Annotated in this window: 16 protein-coding genes; 5 read left to right on the top strand and 11 right to left on the bottom strand. The window is 45.4% G+C overall.

Translation table 11 applies throughout. The annotated features are described in order from the left end of the window. Position 1: 1 nt before the first annotated feature. From M1D69_RS06270 to thpR, 3 genes are read right to left on the bottom strand one after another with little or no spacing between them, the layout of a single operon-like run. On the bottom strand, positions 2–931 hold the full coding sequence (locus M1D69_RS06270) for a YegS/Rv2252/BmrU family lipid kinase (RefSeq protein ID WP_458104247.1): 930 nt from the start codon (positions 929–931) through the stop codon (positions 2–4). Between the two features lie 48 nt (positions 932–979). Continuing rightward, a complete protein-coding gene (locus M1D69_RS06265) occupies positions 980–1,894 on the bottom strand; it encodes a hypothetical protein (RefSeq protein WP_458104248.1) in 915 nt (304 codons plus the stop codon). Positions 1,895–1,917: 23 nt separating this feature from the next. After that, a complete protein-coding gene (thpR, locus tag M1D69_RS06260) occupies positions 1,918–2,469 on the bottom strand; it encodes an RNA 2',3'-cyclic phosphodiesterase (protein WP_458104249.1) in 552 nt (183 codons plus the stop codon). A 148-nt stretch (positions 2,470–2,617) separates the two neighbouring features. On the opposite strand from thpR, the gene cysK reads away from it, so the two are divergent. Next, on the top strand, positions 2,618–3,553 hold the full coding sequence (gene cysK, locus M1D69_RS06255) for a cysteine synthase A (RefSeq protein ID WP_458104250.1): 936 nt from the start codon (positions 2,618–2,620) through the stop codon (positions 3,551–3,553). A gap of 33 nt (positions 3,554–3,586) precedes the next feature. Here the strand turns inward: cysK and pepV are convergent, their stop codons facing one another. Next, positions 3,587–4,978 (bottom strand): dipeptidase PepV, encoded by a 1,392-nt coding sequence (gene pepV / locus M1D69_RS06250; protein ID WP_458106189.1) that lies wholly within the window; start codon positions 4,976–4,978, stop codon positions 3,587–3,589. 96 nt (positions 4,979–5,074) lie between these two features. Here pepV and pbuO point away from each other — a divergent pair, with 96 nt between their 5' ends. Then, complete coding sequence (gene pbuO / locus M1D69_RS06245; protein WP_458104251.1) at positions 5,075–6,373, top strand: hypoxanthine/guanine permease PbuO; 1,299 nt, start codon at positions 5,075–5,077, stop codon at positions 6,371–6,373. A 36-nt stretch (positions 6,374–6,409) separates the two neighbouring features. On the opposite strand, the gene M1D69_RS06240 is transcribed toward pbuO, so the two are convergent. Together M1D69_RS06240 and M1D69_RS06235 are read right to left on the bottom strand one after the other, a co-directional pair. Beyond that, positions 6,410–7,567 carry an ABC transporter permease gene (locus tag M1D69_RS06240; protein WP_458104252.1) on the bottom strand — a complete coding sequence of 386 codons (1,158 nt, stop codon included), beginning with the start codon at positions 7,565–7,567 and terminating at the stop codon, positions 6,410–6,412. Further along, on the bottom strand, positions 7,564–8,274 hold the full coding sequence (locus M1D69_RS06235; RefSeq protein WP_458104253.1) for an ABC transporter ATP-binding protein: 711 nt from the start codon (positions 8,272–8,274) through the stop codon (positions 7,564–7,566). The genes M1D69_RS06240 and M1D69_RS06235 overlap by 4 nt, the downstream gene beginning before the upstream one ends. A gap of 287 nt (positions 8,275–8,561) precedes the next feature. Between M1D69_RS06235 and M1D69_RS06230 the strand changes: the two genes are divergently transcribed. Continuing rightward, positions 8,562–8,783, top strand: coding sequence for a DeoR family transcriptional regulator (locus tag M1D69_RS06230; protein ID WP_003152337.1), 222 nt, complete (start codon positions 8,562–8,564; stop codon positions 8,781–8,783). 126 nt (positions 8,784–8,909) lie between these two features. On the opposite strand, the gene M1D69_RS06225 is transcribed toward M1D69_RS06230, so the two are convergent. Further along, positions 8,910–9,629 carry a pseudouridine synthase gene (locus tag M1D69_RS06225; RefSeq protein WP_458104254.1) on the bottom strand — a complete coding sequence of 240 codons (720 nt, stop codon included), beginning with the start codon at positions 9,627–9,629 and terminating at the stop codon, positions 8,910–8,912. Positions 9,630–9,694: 65 nt separating this feature from the next. Continuing rightward, positions 9,695–11,332 carry a lipid II flippase MurJ gene (gene murJ / locus M1D69_RS06220; protein ID WP_458104255.1) on the bottom strand — a complete coding sequence of 546 codons (1,638 nt, stop codon included), beginning with the start codon at positions 11,330–11,332 and terminating at the stop codon, positions 9,695–9,697. Between the two features lie 204 nt (positions 11,333–11,536). Between murJ and M1D69_RS06215 the strand changes: the two genes are divergently transcribed. Both M1D69_RS06215 and opuD read left to right on the top strand, forming a co-directional pair. Further along, positions 11,537–12,799, top strand: coding sequence for an NAD(P)/FAD-dependent oxidoreductase (locus tag M1D69_RS06215; RefSeq protein ID WP_458106190.1), 1,263 nt, complete (start codon positions 11,537–11,539; stop codon positions 12,797–12,799). A gap of 193 nt (positions 12,800–12,992) precedes the next feature. Continuing rightward, a complete protein-coding gene (gene opuD, locus M1D69_RS06210) occupies positions 12,993–14,525 on the top strand; it encodes a glycine betaine transporter OpuD (protein WP_458104256.1) in 1,533 nt (510 codons plus the stop codon). A gap of 42 nt (positions 14,526–14,567) precedes the next feature. Here the strand turns inward: opuD and M1D69_RS06205 are convergent, their stop codons facing one another. The 3 genes from M1D69_RS06205 to M1D69_RS06195 form a co-directional block, all read right to left on the bottom strand. Further along, the gene (locus tag M1D69_RS06205) at positions 14,568–14,750 is read right to left on the bottom strand and encodes a sporulation protein Cse60 (protein WP_003325003.1); all 183 of its coding nucleotides are present in this window, start codon (positions 14,748–14,750) and stop codon (positions 14,568–14,570) included. A gap of 63 nt (positions 14,751–14,813) precedes the next feature. Further along, positions 14,814–15,482, bottom strand: a complete 669-nt coding sequence (locus M1D69_RS06200; protein WP_458104257.1) for a YesL family protein — start codon at positions 15,480–15,482, stop codon at positions 14,814–14,816. 21 nt (positions 15,483–15,503) lie between these two features. After that, the gene (locus M1D69_RS06195; RefSeq protein WP_322008383.1) at positions 15,504–16,793 is read right to left on the bottom strand and encodes a Gfo/Idh/MocA family protein; all 1,290 of its coding nucleotides are present in this window, start codon (positions 16,791–16,793) and stop codon (positions 15,504–15,506) included. Positions 16,794–16,800 lie beyond the last annotated feature (7 nt).

Raw genomic sequence — 16,800 nt, 5'->3', positions numbered from 1 at the left:
TTTATGTTTTGATCCGTAAGGGTGAGGGGCTCGATGCCAGACGGAATGGGGTTGTACCCATGATTTCTCCGTCAGCATGGAACGGAATTTTGTCCTTCGTGTAAAACGTAATGTCTTTCGCTTTAAACATCGTTACGCCGTCCATTTTGGTGTGTTTTCCAAATGTCATCAAGCATAAAAACCAATACTTTTTCAAAAACGGCAGATTCTCAACAATGATGATATCAAATGCCTGTTCGCGCGGATTCGCAAGCGGGGCCGCCTTCATGCCGCCTCCGTAAAACGGATGATTGGAGACGACCGCAAACCAGACATGATGAAATTCCTGTGTCTCTCCTTCAATTGTACAAGCCAACGAAAACGGCTTAAAGGTAGCCGACGCGTACAAATGGGAAAGCGGATAGACAACAAAGCGGAGGCGCAGAAACTGGATCACCCGTTTTAATGGAAAATCCATCACCTTCTTATTGACATATGCGTCAAAGCCGATTCCGATATGATTCAAAAAATAAAGAACCTGCGATTTATCCTGAAGCAAATTAATGCTTCCTAAATGAAACGTTCGCGTTAACGGACGCTTCAGCTGTCTGATTTCCTGAATCAGATCTATTTTCTTAATGGAGAATCCTCTGGAAAAATCATTGTACGCGCCAGCCGGCACAAAACTCAGTTCGATATCGTCAACATCTTTCAGCCCGTTGACGACTTCGTGCATCGTTCCGTCTCCGCCGATAACGATCAGGCGTTTCAGCTTATGTTCCTGTATTGTTGAAATCTGCCGGGCGAGAACCTCCGCGTGTCCCGGATGTTCAGTTAAAAATGAGCGGTGCTCAATCTTTCGTTTCAGTAATTCCTTTTGTATCGACTTCCAAACACGCAGGCCTTTTCGATGCCCTGCTGCCGGATTAATAATAAAAAACCATTGGCTCATCTTTCTCACCTGCTTATGTTATGAGAAAACCGCTCAAATCGTTCTGCTTTACTCCAGCCACTCTTGTCTGCGATAGGAGTCTGACAGGCAATAAGACAACAAAGCCTTTGCAGCCTTTAATTGATGATGTTTTATCGGAGCAGTGTTTTTCTTCTGCCTCTCCATCCATTCCGCCAAGCCCCGTTTGTCCACTATTTCCAGACCGTACGGCGGCTCGGGGTAATCGATGTATGACGTTCTGCTCAGGAGTAGTTTCGATACTGGAATATCAGCGCCTTTTTCCTTTACAATCTTCGACACAACAGATCCCGTCCGAAACAGACTCAACGCCGGATTTAATACCGATTCAGTCTGAGAGCCTGTTTTCTTCTCCCAAAAACGATGTTTAGATCCTATGTACACACTGTCTTCCTCTGCCTCTATAAAAGAAACGCAAAAAATGTCAAGAGGCGAAATGATCACTATGCTTAATTCTACTGCCGCCTGCTGAATTTTGAGCACAGGCTTATACATAATAAAATAAGAATCAGGAAGCTGTTGGGCCAGAAAACGCAAAATGCGGTCCTGCTTCACCTGGTTTGACAGATTTGACATCTCGGAAAGAGTAGAGCTTGCCCATTTGAGCTGAAATTCATATAAATGTCTTTTATAAAAGGAAGCAAGCGCCATCCTGCTCTTCGGCAGCCTTACGTTCAGATCGTCTTCTTCCTCAAACCATTGGTGTCTCTCTTCTTGTATATCGGCTTCTATCTCTTTTTTTCTTCTTTTCAAAGAAAAATTTTTTCGTTTCTGCACCGGTTCCGGCTGTTCAGCACTGGCTTGTCTTTCTTCATGCTGGCGCTCCGCTGCTTCTAATAGTAAAAGCCAGCGCTCTTTTTTCAGCCGTATAAACTGATTCATATAATGGTACGGATCAAGTTCATATCTCGATATATAATCATGTATTTTAATGATTTGTGCCATTTTGTTTCTCCACTCCGCATGAATTAAGTTAAATGAAATTTGTATTTTTCCTCATATTTTGGTGATTGATTTAAGTGTGTCTGAAAAAGTGAAAATCGTTCAATAGCCGTTGAAACCTCACCGCTTTTAAACGGGACATGCGCCGGAAATCCCTTTTGGCCTGTCCATTTTCTTGCCAGCGTCATATGGGGATGATACGCTCTCTTTTCCACTTTAAAGCCTGCTTGAAGAACAGCTTGTTTTGTACGCTCCCGCAGTGTTTCGAGCGCCGGATTCTTCTTCGGCTCCACATGTAACACGCGCGGCTGCCTGCGGTCTCCGAACACATCTATTTTGTCAAACTCGATTGTAAACGGATTGGCATCAACAGCTATCTCGGCAAGCAAGCCTTCAAGCTGCTTGATTTGCGCTTCGTCCGCCGCACCGAGAAAAATTAACGTGATATGGTAGTCAAGCGGGTGCACCCATTTTTGAAACGTGAGCGCCGGCTCGCTTTTCGCAGCCTGGTAAATCGGATTTGCAATTTCCGGCGGAATGGGCACGCCGATGAAATAATGAGGCCGGATATCTGACATCTGTCTGACACTCCCTTCTTTGACTGCTATTATTTTATCAATAAAGAGGCTGCGCGAATAGAGGAACCGCATATGAAAACACTCTCGCGCAAACGTTTATTATGTTAGGATATTATATGACACTTGTTTTATTCAGAAAGGAATGACAATGTTGAAAATCGTTGAAAACACTTCTGATCTTATAGGAGATACACCGCTTGTGAGATTGAATCGGCTTCAGCCGGAAAACGCAGCACAAGTCTATTTAAAACTTGAATTTTTCAATCCAAGCGGCAGTGTGAAAGACAGAGCCGCTTACAATATGATCATAGAAGCAGAACAAAACGGCTTACTCAAGCCTGGCTCAGTCATCATTGAGCCGACCAGCGGAAATACCGGAATCGGACTCGCCATGAATGCGGCGGCCCGCGGCTATAAAGCGATTTTAGTCATGCCGGATACAATGACGAAGGAGCGGATCAACCTCCTCAAAGCCTATGGTGCAGAGGTTGTGTTAACTCCCGGATCGGAAAGAATGCCGGGCAGCATTAAAAAAGCAAAAGAGCTCGCCGAACAAATTCCGAACAGCTTCATTCCGATGCAATTTGATAATACCGCAAATCCTGACGCGCATCGAAAAACAACTGCTCTTGAAATTGCCCGGGCAATAAAAGAAATCGGAAAACCGCTAGGCGCTTTTGTCGCTTCTTCCGGTACTGGCGGGACCATTACAGGAACCGGTGAAGCGCTAAAAGAACTTTTCCCGGATATTTTGGTTCAAGTTGTCGAGCCTGCGGGGTCTCCGGTATTATCAGGCGGAAAACCGGGTGCGCATAAGCTGGTTGGAACAAGCCCAGGCTTCATTCCTCCAGTTTTAAATCAAGATGTATATGATGAAATTATTAAAATCACTGATGAGGATGCTTATACGACAACCAGACGCCTTGCTGCGGAGGAAGGAATTCTCGTCGGGCCTTCTTCAGGCGCTGCCTGCTTCGCGGCGATTGAAGCAGCCAAACGTCTCTCTCCTGATCAAGTCGTTGTCTGTATGACAGCAGATACCGGAGAACGATATTTATCAACTGATTTATGGTCATTTGTGTAAAAAAAGGACTGGCTTCAGAAGAAGCCGGTCCTTTTATTTTGCAAGTTCGTAGATGGCCTGCGCATATAAAGCAGTCGCTCTGAGGAGATCATCAATTTCAATATATTCGTCTTTTTGGTGCGCACTGTCGGGACGTCCGGGGAACAGCGGTCCGAATGCGACGCCGGCTTTCAAAGATCTTGCGTACGTTCCCCCGCCGATTGAAATTAAATCAGCTTTTTTGCCCAATTGGCCTTCGTATACCTTTTGCAGTGTTTTGACTAGCGGATGGTCTGCTGATACATGATGCGGCTTGCTGTCTTTACATTCTCCAAGCTCAAATTCAGCGGCGCTTTCAAAAGCATCGCGAATCATTTTACTTTCCGCCGTTACCGGATAGCGGATATTGATTCCGATCTCGCCTCCTTGCCCTTCTGTATAGCGCAGTGTTCCGACATTTAATGTCAGCTCTCCGCTAATGTCATCCTCACAGTCAATATTCAGTTTCTTTCCTCTCGTATCATCTGAAAATTTGTCTGTCACGACTTGAACAAAACGCTGTCCTGCTGCATCCAACTCAGTCTGGCACAAAAATTCTGCCAGTTTGATGCCGGCATTCACTCCATTGTTCGGTTCCATCGCATGGCAGGAAAGTCCGTGCATGCGCAAGATCAGCTGCCCATTCTCAATCTCAGCTTCACCTTTTTGATCTGTCGCGCGGAGCATGTCTTTAAATGAGGCAAGAACCTCTTCTATATTTGATCCTTTGATAACGGCTTCCGCAGCGTCTGGCACCATGTTTAAGCGGAGACCTGATGTAAACGAGACAAGAACTGTTTCTGAAGCGGCTTCGTTTGCGCTGTGCGGGATGAGCAGTGAAGCATCAATAATTCCTTTTTCCGCGTTAATAATCGGGAAATCAGCATCTGGCGCAAAACCGAGAGTCGGCATTTCTTCGTGCTTGAAATAATGCTCCACACATCTCCAATCACTTTCTTCATCTGTTCCGATAATGATTCTGACACGTTTAGAAAGCGGCAGATTCATGTCTTTGACGATTTTCAGCGCGTAGAACGCCGCCATCGTCGGACCTTTGTCGTCAATGGCGCCCCTTGCATAAATCCGCCCGTTTCGGATGTCCGCTGAAAACGGATCACTTGTCCAGCCGTCTCCGGGCGGTACAACATCAACATGGCAAAGAACGCCGACAATGTCTTCACCCTCGCCCCATTCGATATGACCAGCGAACCCGTCAAGATTTTTTACGGAAAATCCTTCTTTTTCTCCAAGCTCAAGCAAAGAGGTCAAGCTGGCATTTACCCCTTCTCCGAATGGTTTGCCGGGCCCGGCTGTTGTTTCGTCCATTACACTGTTGATTCTCAAGAATTCCTGCGTATCGCGAATCAAATCATCTTTTTTTCTGATCACTTCGACTTCCCAGTTCATCATGATCCCCTTTCTGCAATAAATCACTTGCAAAAACTAAATAAAACGAATAATATTAATGGTGTTTTGTTAAAACGTTCGTAATTGGAGGTTACTATGTTTCATCTAAAAGAGCAGCAAACATCGATTAAACAAGAAATCATAGCTGGATTGACGACCTTTTTCACAATGGTCTATATTGTAGTGGTGAATCCGGTCATTTTAGCTAATGCCGGGGTTCCTTTTGACCAGGTCTTTACCGCAACGATTATCGCCTCCATTGTCGGAACGCTGTGGATGGCCCTGGCTGCAAATTATCCGATTGCCATTGCGCCTGGCATGGGCTTAAACGCTTACTTAGCCTATCACGTTGTAGGCGCGAGCGGCGGCGGCATCACGTACGCAACAGCTTTCAGCGCAGTATTCACAGCAGGGGTTCTCTTCATTATTCTATCGTTAACGCCTTTAAGAAAACAACTGATAGAAGCGATTCCAAACAATTTAAAATACGGGATCACCACAGGGATCGGGCTTTTTATTGCGTTTATCGGTTTACGGCAGGCGGGAATAATTACGGCAGATCAATCAAATCTGGTCACACTCGGCAACCTTCATTCTCCAGCGGTTATCTTAACACTGATCGGCTTATTGATCAGTGTGATCCTGATGGTGCTGAATGTAAGCGGAGCGTTATTTATCGGAATGGCAGCTACCGCTTTGATCGCGTTTTTTACCGGCCAGCTGCGTTTCCCTAAAGGCTTTATGTCTTTTCCCCATTTGCCTGAGGGATTGATTATTTCAAATCCGTTCTCCGCTTTTGGCGATGTGATCCATCACGGCCTGTACGCTGTCGTCTTTTCATTTCTGCTGGTAACGATTTTTGATACGACCGGTACGATGATCGGTGTGGCCGAGCAAGCCGGATTGATGAAAAACAACAAGCTCCCGAACGCGCGTAAAGCGCTGCTTGCTGATTCAACGGCGACCACAGTCGGTGCTGTTTTCGGAACAAGTCCGACAACCGCGTTTGTCGAGTCTTCAGCTGGCGTCGCAGCCGGGGGAAGAACAGGTCTTACGTCTTTAACTGTCGCGGTATTGTTTGCAGCTTCGATGTTTTTCAGTCCGCTTGTCAGCGCCTTATCCGGCATATCCGCCATCACCTCACCGGCTTTGATTATTGTCGGCAGCCTGATGATGGGCTCGGTGTCGAATATTAACTGGAAGGAGATGGACGAGGCATTTCCGGCATTTCTCGTTGTTCTGACCATGCCTCTTACATCAAGCATTTCCACAGGAATTGCGCTTGGCTTTATTTCGTATCCGATTGTGAAAGCAGCACGGGGAAAATGGAGAGACATTCATCCGCTCGTCCTCGTATTTGCCGTTCTGTTTTTCATCCAGCTATTTATTCTATAACATACAGAAACCCCAAACGGCATCCGTTTGGGGTTTTTATTTCACCAAAAAAGAGATAGCGGCCGCCAAACAGCAGCAGGCAACACAAGCATAGTGCAGCGTGTTCACACAGCTTTTTCTGGCCCGGTAATATTCATCACTTTCCTTATCAGCCCCAATTAAGATCGGCGCATCCATCACTTTGTCAAAAATAAGCGAAAGCACATAACGGCAAACACCTGTATAAACCAGCAGCGCAATCACCTTAAGAAAGAGCGGGGAAACGACTGTTAAAACCGTAAAAGCCGACAAAAGCATATAAAGATGCCTCGCATACTCCCCATTCCTCAGCATGACTTTAAAAAATAATTCTTTATAAATTGTATACATTGTCCGTTTCTTAAATATCCTTTTAGAATTCCGGAATAACAGTGGTTTTCTCCTCATCCTGTCCTTTACTCTCGGCATTCTCACATCCTGGCTCGTCATCATTACAAGACCTGCAAGAGTGAGCCTGATTTTTTTCTCCTCAAGCACCTCTGCCTCAAAAGCCGAAAATGAAGCCGTCTTTTTCAAACTGCGTATGAAAGCAAAAATAAAAAACAAAACACCGGCAAGCGAGAGCAAGTGCCACTCGATAAAGGTAATCATGAGAAAAGAACATGCCAAAAGCACAGCCTTGAGAAAAAAGTCCGCAATCTGTCTCCAAATAGATCTTAGTTTTCTGACCCTGTCCTGCTTCAAGGATAAAAAGAGCGTATGAAGACCGAATGCATAGATCAATAGAGCAGCGCTTTCCGGAATAGTGACGCGAACAGAATCAATGATAAAGGGAAGAAAAAGAAAAAAGAGCAACAGCCATTTGGCGAACGTGAACAATAAAGAATACACCAATGCGTATTGTTTCATCTGGCGAATGATCGCTTTCTTTTGCAGCAAAAACACCTGGTCCGCTTCCAGTAAAAAAGTATGGATGGAGCCTGTGCAAACAATCAGTATACCGACAGCGTATAACCATCTCCATTCGACTCTCTCAGACCACTCGTAAAGAAGGCCGCTTCCATTCGCCCACTCCACATACTGATAGATCACAAAAGCAAGCGCCGGCAGGACAATGTAGAGCGCAACCGTCCAATCAATGACAGCATGCAGCACCTTAAACTGATATCGGTAAAAATCCAGCCACCTTCGAAAAAAGAGAGACCGTCCGTTCATGCTTTTTCTCCTTGAATCGCCGTATAAAAACAGTCAAGCAATGACTGCCCGCCTAACCCTGTTTGCTCTTGAATATCTTTTAACGTTCCCTGAAGAAACAAAGAACCTTTATCAATCATGTAAAACCGGTCGCAGATTTTTTCCGCGGTATCAAGTACGTGTGTGCACATGAGAATGCCGGCTCCTCTATCTTTCTCAGCCTTCAGCATGTCCACAAAGCGTTTTGTCGATATCGGGTCAAGGCCAATAAACGGTTCATCAATCACATACATATCAGGCTTAGAAAGAAAAGCCTGAATCAGCATCAGCTTTTGCTGCATGCCCTTCGAAAACGTCACCGGCAGCTCATGCATGACATGATCAAGCGAAAATGTTTCAAGAAGACTTTGGGCCCGATATTCGAATTCACTCTGATCAATGCCGTGCAAAGTGCTGATCAGATCGAGATGCTCCCACAGCGTTAATTCCTCATAAAAGGACGGGTGCTCCGGAATATAAGTAAACGAGCAATCATTCCAAGCGATAGTCCCTTTAAAGTCTTGCGAGAGGCCGAGTATCGCCTTGATGGCTGTACTTTTTCCAGCGCCGTTCGCTCCAATCAACCCGACAAGCTCCCCTTCTCTGACTTCCAATAAAACATCGGTGAGCACTTTTTTTCGGCTTGTATACCCTGCTTGCTCTATCGATGCTTCCAACAACACTCTCAATCTCACTCACCCCCTTAATCACATACGAAACAGAATAAAAAAAGTTTCTTTATCCATAATAATATTGTGCTGGAATACATAGTAATCCAACAAGGATGGCGGCCAAACTCAAATTGGAAAAAATTTATAATACTTATTCCTAGATTCAACGCGGCGAAATCGTGTATAATGAAGGCGAATTATTTAAATATTACAGATGTCTGCCTTAGTTGCTATTTCGTACGCAGTTGATAGTCGTGAGTTGTGGTTAGTCAAGTCCATCCGATCTTATGATAGGGAGTGGTTTTTTGAAACCTTCAACAAACCGTATGCTAACTCGAATCAAATCAGTTTACATGTTTATTCAAGAGAAAGGCCTTGTGACAACACAGGAACTGGTTGACGAATTCGGCATTACACCTAGAACGATTCAAAGAGACTTAAATGTGTTAGCATATAATGATCTTGTTCATAGTCCAAGCCGTGGCAAATGGGAGACAACGAGAAAGAAAGTAAAGATTACCTCATAACATTAAAAATTACATAGGGCCGCCCTGTGAGCGGCCTGATAGATACAGGGCGAGGAAACGTTCTTAGCCTTGTTTTTGTGTGCTTATATATCATAAAAAATCCCGCATGTGAGATGCGGGATTTTTTCATGCTTGCAGCTCGTTCAGCCTTTCAAGCTCTTCTTCTGTAAGCTCACGGTATTCTCCCGGCTCCAGAGCAGGATCCAAGGATACGCGTCCCATTGAGAGCCGCTTCAGATAAATGACTTCATTGCCGACAGCATTTGCCATCTGTTTGACTTGATGATATTTTCCTTCTGTTATCGTCAGGTATATCACGGTATGCTCTTTGTCGTTTGCCTTTATTTCTGCTTGTGCCGGCTTTGTTTTGTAGCCGCCTTCAATAAATACCCCAGTCTCTAAGCTGGTGATGTCTTCTGGCGAAATTTGCGACTTTAAGTGGACCTCATACGTTTTCGGAACATGCTTTTTCGGCGATAGCAGCCGGTGAGCGAGCTGACCGTCATTTGTCAGCAGCAGAAATCCTTCTGTATCCTTATCAAGCCGGCCGGCAGGAAACGGCTCGAATCTAAGTTCATCCGGCGTCAGCAAATTGACCACTGTCTTTTGCCGGCTGTCCTCAGTCGCTGACAGCACGCCCTGCGGTTTATTCATCATGATATATATAAACTCGCGGTAATCAATCAGCTCGCCATAAACGGTCACCTCCTGAGCATCAGGGTCCACGTGCGCCTTGACATCTTTTGCCGGCTTTCCGTCGACCATGACGGCTCCCGCTTTCACAATCGATTTGACCTCTTTTCTCGAACCATACCCGCTGTTGGCAAGCAGCTTATCCAGTCTCATGCCAATCTCTCCTTCCTATAAAAGAAAGCCCGCATCAAGCGAGCCCTCTGTTTCAACATATTCTGTTAATCAGCGGCATGTCTGCCTTTCTTTAAGAACCCCGGTAAACGGCGGCCGAATATTTTCTGTAAAAACCCTAAACGATACGCGCAATACAGGTAGACAGCTCCGCCGACCACAGCCGCAATCAGCACGACGATCGCAGCATGCAGCTGGCCATCCTCGTAGGAGATGAAAAAGCTTAACACCCACTGGACGATTTTAACAGCTATCGCCATCACTGCTGACAAGAGCAGCATCAGAACGCCCCGTTTCACTAATATTTTATACGAATAGCCAGCATGCCGTTTGATCATGATAAATCCGTATATAAGTGAAGCTGTATACCCGAGTGCCGTAGCTAAAATAGCGCCGTCAGCCTGCATCAGCTTAATCAGCGGGACATTTAGCACAAGTTTGATCACGACACCGATCACAAGACTGGCAACCGCAAATTTTTGCTTATTGATGCCCTGCAATATGGCGGCGTTGACAGTAAACAAAGAGAACAAGACCGCAACTGGCGAATACCAAAACAGGATGTTTTTCCCCAATTCAGGATGAAGGCTCTCTGATCCGTAAAAGAACGTGTACACAGGGCCTGCTAATACCGATATACCGACAACAGCCGGAATAATTAAAAACAGGATCGTCTGCATCGACTGGTTGATCTGCTGATTTAACAGCTTGTAGTTTCTGCTTGTAAACGATTCTGTAATCGTCGGAATTAAGGTCAGTCCGAATGCCGTCGCAAGAGAAACCGGGATCATTACGAGCTTCTGTACGTAAAGTGTCAGAATGGCCATCATATCCTGACTGATAGCTTGATGCCCTGCTTCAATCATGGCTTTGTTAAACGTATTTGTATCAATATAGTTATACAAAGGGATGGCTAGTCCGACAAACACGTAGGGAGCGGCATAGCTGAAGAGCTCGAAAAACATTTTCTTGTAGCTTAAATCTGCTGTCGGCCCCGTATTAGGCATCATCGCCAGCAGATTGCCTTTTCGTTTGTTCCAATAAATATACAATACGATCAGCCCGCCGAAGGCACCGATCAGCGCTGCAAAGGTTGCATAACCGACAGCGATCACAAGGCCGCCGTTTAAGACTTTCAAAATCAAGAAGGTCGCACTCAATAAAAAGATGATGCGGACAATCTGCTCAACAACTTGAGAGACAGCCGTAGGCCCCATCATTTGATGACCTTGGAAAAATCCGCGCACAAGACTCATAATCGGCACGACTAAAAGCGCTAAGCTGACCATGCGGATGACATATACGACATGATCAATCGTCAAACCGTTATTATCTTTGCCCCCAAGCGATATTTCCGCAAAAAACGGAGCAGATAAATATAGTATGAAAAAGGCAATCATTCCCGTTACAAGCATAACCGACATGCCCGCCTTCAGCATTTTTCTGCTTGTTTCATAATCCCCTTTGGAATTATATTTGGAAACAAATTTAGAAACGGCGGCCGGAAAGCCCATTGTGGCAATGTTCAAAAATAAAGTGTATTGATTGTATCCGTATTGAAATAACGCACCGCCTGTCGCTCCGACCATGATGCTGAAAGGAATTAAATAAACCATTCCCAGTATCCGTGAAATATATGTACCGAGCGTTAACACAAACGTGCCTCTTAACAGTTTGCTTGACATGTTTCTTCATCACCATTTTCTACGAAGATTCAACTTTTCTATTTTAACACAACTGGGCATATAGACGGTAATAAATACAAAAGCAATCTCAGGAACAATGCAAGTTTGCGGCAAAATACGTTTAAGCAGAACCTGTCTTTCGCTATAATAGTACTACGGACAGCGTTCCGCACACGAAATGTAAAAAGAAAGTTGATGATAAAAATGAAGCAGTATGACGTAATTGTAATCGGCGGAGGCCCTTCAGGTCTGATGGCTGCCATTGCAGCCGGAGAACAGGGTGCTGATGTTTTGTTAATAGATAAAGGAAATAAGTTAGGCCGTAAACTTGCCATATCCGGAGGCGGCCGCTGCAATGTGACAAACCGCCTTCCTGTCGAAGAAATTATTAAGCACATCCCCGGCAACGGCCGTTTTTTATACAGTGCGTTTTCTGAATTTAATAACGAAGATATTATCAAGTTTTTTGAAAATCTCGGGATCAAATTGAAGGAAGAGGATCACGGCCGGATGTTTCCGGTGACAGACAAAGCGCAAAGTGTTGTCGACGCTCTGTTAAACAGGCTGAAACAGCTGCGTGTGACGATCAGAACGAACGAAAAAATCAAATCTGTTACATATGAAGATGGACATACGGCAGGCATTGTGACGAATAATGGCGAAGTGATTCATAGTCAGGCAGTCATTATCGCGGTTGGCGGAAAAAGCGTTCCCCATACCGGCAGCACGGGTGATGGCTATGAATGGGCCGAAGCCGCAGGCCACACCATAACAGAGCTTTTCCCGACAGAGGTGCCCGTCACATCTGCCGAGCCGTTTATTAAGAAAAAAACACTGCAGGGTTTATCGCTCAGAGATGTCGCCGTCAGTGTATTAAACAAAAAAGGCAAAGCCATTATCACACATAAGATGGACATGCTGTTTACTCATTTCGGCCTCTCAGGCCCCGCCATACTCAGGTGCAGCCAGTTTATCGTGAAAGAGCTGAAAAAACAGCCGGAAGTGCCCGTCAGAATTGATTTGTTTCCGGATATCAATGAAGAAACGCTATTCCAAAAGATGCACAAGGAGCTGAAAGACGCGCCAAAAAAAGCGTTAAAAAATGTGCTGAAGCCTTGGATGCAGGAGCGCTACCTTCTTTTCCTGCTCGAAAAAAACGGCATTTCACCGAACATATCATTTTCTGAGCTGCCGAAGGAGCCTTTCAGACAATTTGTCAAAGACTGCAAGCAATTTACCGTTCTCGCAAACGGCACACTGTCTCTAGACAAAGCGTTTGTCACAGGAGGCGGTGTATCGGTGAAGGAGATTGACCCGAAAAAGATGGCGTCTAAAAAAATGGACGGCCTGTATTTTTGCGGCGAAATCTTAGATATTCACGGTTATACAGGCGGATACAATATCACATCTGCGCTCGTCACAGGCAGACTCGCCGGACTGAATGCCGGACGCTTTTCCCGTATGTAAACATTAGACTTTTCAAACTCTTACAGCATGCCGGGCATTTGAAAAATTCCCGCAAAAATGTTAGGGTGAGATTTGTTTTGTTTCACCTGATTGCGGGGTAAGTTACAGGAAGGAATGATCTGCCATCGTACGACCATACTAAGCCTGCGAGGAAGATATAGGCGTACACAAAAAAGTCAGAGGGTGAGAATGTTTGAAGAATATATCTAGTGTATTTTGGATTGTGATTGTCATCACAGCCGCAGCCGTTTTGTGGGGCGTTATTTCTCCTGACAGCCTGCAAAACGTGTCTCAATCGGCACAATCGTTTATAACAGATTCATTTGGTTGGTATTATCTATTAGTCGTCTCTTTGTTTGTCGGGTTCTGTCTCTTTTTAATTGTCAGCCCGATCGGAAAAATTAAACTGGGGAAACCGGATGAAAAACCGGAATTCGGGTTATTATCTTGGTTTGCCATGCTGTTCAGTGCAGGCATGGGAATCGGTTTAGTATTCTATGGTGCGGCTGAACCGATCAGCCATTACGCAATTAGCTCTCCATCAGGTGAAACAGAAACCCCCCAAGCCTTCAGAGATGCGCTCCGTTACACTTTTTTCCACTGGGGACTGCACGCTTGGGCCATTTATGCCGTCGTGGCATTATGTATCGCATATTTTCAATTCCGCAAAGACGCGCCTGGATTAATCAGCAGCACACTGACTCCGATTCTCGGCGATAAAGTAAACGGCCCGATCGGTAAACTGATTGACTGTATTGCTGTTTTCGCTACAGTTGTCGGCGTTGCAACGAGTCTGGGGATCGGCGCAACTCAAATTAACGGCGGATTGAATTACCTATTCGGAATTCCGAATCATTTTATCGTTCAATTGATTTTGATTGTCATTGTAACAGTGCTCTTTTTACTATCGGCTTGGAGCGGACTCGGAAAAGGCATTAAGTATTTAAGCAACACCAATATGGCGCTAGCCGGATTGCTGATGCTGTTTATGCTGGTTGTCGGACCTACCGTTTTGATCATGAACTCATTTACAGATTCAATTGGGCAGTATATTCAAAACATTGTTCAAATGAGCTTCAGACTGGCGCCGAACGATCCAGGCAAACGTGAATGGATCAACGGCTGGACGATTTTCTATTGGGCATGGTGGATTTCCTGGTCTCCATTTGTCGGCATTTTCATCGCCCGTGTATCCCGAGGCCGGACAATCCGTGAATTTTTGATCGGCGTCCTGGTGGCACCATGTATTTTGGCTTTCCTATGGTTCTCCATTTTCGGTGTTTCCGCAATGGACCTTCAGCAAAAAGGGATCTTTAATGTGGCGAAGCTGTCTTCCGAAACGATGCTGTTCGGAACACTGGATCACTATCCGCTGACAATGATCACGTCTATCCTGGCATTGATCCTGATCGCCGTGTTCTTTATCACATCAGCTGATTCAGCGACATTTGTCCTTGGTATGCAGACGACATACGGTTCATTAAACCCGGCTAACTCAGTCAAATTCAGCTGGGGTATCATTCAGTCTGCTATGGCAGCTGCGCTCTTGTATTCCGGCGGACTTGCCGCTTTGCAAAACACAGCGATTCTGGCCGCACTGCCTTTTTCAATTGTTATCCTGCTCATGATTGCTGCTCTTTATAAAGCATTGGCAAGAGAACGAAGAGAAATCAGAGCAGCAGAGAAATTCCAGAAACCGAGAAGCCCAAGAGTGAAAAAGACTTAACCATAAAAAAGATCTTTCCGCAGTCCGCGGGAAGATCTTTTTTTATTTTCGATATAGAATGAGTGCGGAAAAACAGTAGAGCTGCTCGCCTTCAGGGTCACACGCCGCTGAAACCGTATATTTGATATCAACAAGCTGCTCTTCCGATATTCCTTTTAAAAATGAATTGATCTCCGTTTGCAAATCTTTTTCATGCTCTTCATCAAACACTGCCACCTTCAGCATTTATCCGCTCTCCTTTCTCTATCAATCTATTCCGTTTGGAATCAATATATGATAGAGAAATGTTTACCTCGTCTCCGGATAAAAAGCTTCTGGTTCAGGATGTTTCTTTGCCGGTTCATGGTCCTGCTGCTCCAGCTTCACCAAGACGGCATAAGCGATCCTCATGTGGCAGTAGCTGATGAGACTGACGCTGAAAAAAGGAACAATTCCCGGCAGATAGGCCAGCAGGAAAAAGAACGCGACCGTCAGCATAAGCATGACGAGGGTATATTGTAAGTACGCCACACTCAGCAAGAGGGAAAACTTAAAATACAGGCGCTTTTTCCAATCAAAGTGGACGAGCAGCGGAAACACATAAAAAAGCATTGATACAAACAGAAAGCAAAATATCATAATAGCAAAGCGCAGGATATGCAATAAGAAGTGGCTCGGGTAAATAAAGGCCAAATCGATATAAATGACCAAACCGATTACCACCAGTACAGCGCCGATCAGATTGGAACGGAGAAATTCAGCTTTGTATTCCCGCCAAAAGGTCGGCAGCACCGGAACGTGATCCTGACCCTGAATCCATTTTCGCATAACAGCGAATAAAGCGGCAGTCGCGGGCATGACACCGAGCACTCCGAGACCGATGATCGTAAAAAGCAGCCAAAGCAAATTGGTATACGCAAACCTCATGATCCACTCGCAAAAACGCAGCACCCGTGCCATTGATCCGTCATGTTCCACGAAAGCCCCTCCTCTTCGCTTTTATACATTTTGCATATGAAAAAGCTGTTTAATATCAATTGGTTTCTTTTCAACAACGGAGCGCCATATTCCCTCACCGACCGCGATAGAATAGGCTCCGGCTTCGGCTCCGGCCAAAATGTCATACTGGCGCAGCGGATCTTTGCCTATAAATAGATCAGCAAGCAAAAGCGGATCACCTCCGCCATGTCCTCCCTCGTTTTTGACGACTTGAATGGTCTGCTTCGATTCAAAAAGCGGATAATACTCAATCGTTTGCTCGGGAAAAGCAAACGGAATTCTGGAAGGCTCATGGAATTCATTTGATTCAATGCGTCCTTTAGTGCCGTTTATCGTAAGGCGGTAGCCTTCGTACGGAGCGGAAAATGTGATCGAGTAGCTCAAAAGCGCACCGCCGTCATATTTGACAGCCGCCACATACGTATCCTCAATGTCGATCTCCTCGTCAAAAATGCACGCGTCAGGGCGATATGCGGTATATAAGCTTGACTGGTCTGCATCCGCCTTGAGATGATCATCCTTTACAGAAGCTTTAGAGGCACGGGGGTGCCATCTCGCATAGTAATGGCATTTCTCTTTGACCCGGCATGTGCCGCAAAAACGACCGTCTTCTTCCGGCAGCGGATTCCACTCACTGTCCGGCCCGTAGTAATTCAACTCGCCGTAAGCAAATACCTCCGCCGGGTTTTGGCCGAGCCACCAATTCACCAGATCGAAATGATGTGTGGATTTATGGACAGACAGGCCGCCGGAAAATTGCCTGGATCGGTTCCAGCGTTTAAAATAGCTGGCGCCGTGATAGGTATCAATATACCAATTCAAATCAACAGAGGTGACCCTTCCTATTTTTCCTTCTAAAATCATTTCTTTGATTTTCCGATGATATGGGCTGTAGCGGTAATTAAACGCGACAGTAACCTTCCCTTTGCTTTTCGCTTCTGCCTCAAGCACCCGCTTTGCATCCTGCACCGTCGTGACCATCGGTTTTTCCGTTATAACATCCGTATCCCACTGAAGGCTTCTCAATATATAGGTGATATGGGTGTCATCCCTTCCCGTCACAATCACAATGTCTGGCTTCGAAACGCTCATCATATGGTCAAAATCTTCCTCTTTATACTCCGGTACTTGCGCAAGTTCCGGAAATGCCTCTTTGCAGACGGCGAATCGTTTCGGATCGGCATCCAGCAATCCCGTAATTTCATAAATGGATGAAAACTGTTTGAGCAGCGGTTTGATAAACATGCTGAGGGCTCTGCTGCTTAATCCGCAAATGACGATGCTTTTCAATGGTCCC

It is taken from the genome of Bacillus sp. PK3-037 (genome assembly GCF_054161355.1).
This window is presented reverse-complemented; position numbering and strand designations above follow the sequence as displayed.

Coding starts and splice junctions, on each gene's coding strand:
- M1D69_RS06270 (WP_458104247.1), bottom strand. CDS start 931: ATGAGCCAATGGTTTTTTATTATTAATCCGGCAGCAGGGCATCGAAAA.
- M1D69_RS06265 (WP_458104248.1), bottom strand. CDS start 1,894: ATGGCACAAATCATTAAAATACATGATTATATATCGAGATATGAACTT.
- thpR (WP_458104249.1), bottom strand. CDS start 2,469: ATGTCAGATATCCGGCCTCATTATTTCATCGGCGTGCCCATTCCGCCG.
- cysK (WP_458104250.1), top strand. CDS start 2,618: ATGTTGAAAATCGTTGAAAACACTTCTGATCTTATAGGAGATACACCG.
- pepV (WP_458106189.1), bottom strand. CDS start 4,978: ATGAACTGGGAAGTCGAAGTGATCAGAAAAAAAGATGATTTGATTCGC.
- pbuO (WP_458104251.1), top strand. CDS start 5,075: ATGTTTCATCTAAAAGAGCAGCAAACATCGATTAAACAAGAAATCATA.
- M1D69_RS06240 (WP_458104252.1), bottom strand. CDS start 7,567: ATGAACGGACGGTCTCTCTTTTTTCGAAGGTGGCTGGATTTTTACCGA.
- M1D69_RS06225 (WP_458104254.1), bottom strand. CDS start 9,629: ATGAGACTGGATAAGCTGCTTGCCAACAGCGGGTATGGTTCGAGAAAA.
- murJ (WP_458104255.1), bottom strand. CDS start 11,332: ATGTCAAGCAAACTGTTAAGAGGCACGTTTGTGTTAACGCTCGGTACA.
- M1D69_RS06215 (WP_458106190.1), top strand. CDS start 11,537: ATGAAGCAGTATGACGTAATTGTAATCGGCGGAGGCCCTTCAGGTCTG.
- M1D69_RS06205 (WP_003325003.1), bottom strand. CDS start 14,750: ATGCTGAAGGTGGCAGTGTTTGATGAAGAGCATGAAAAAGATTTGCAA.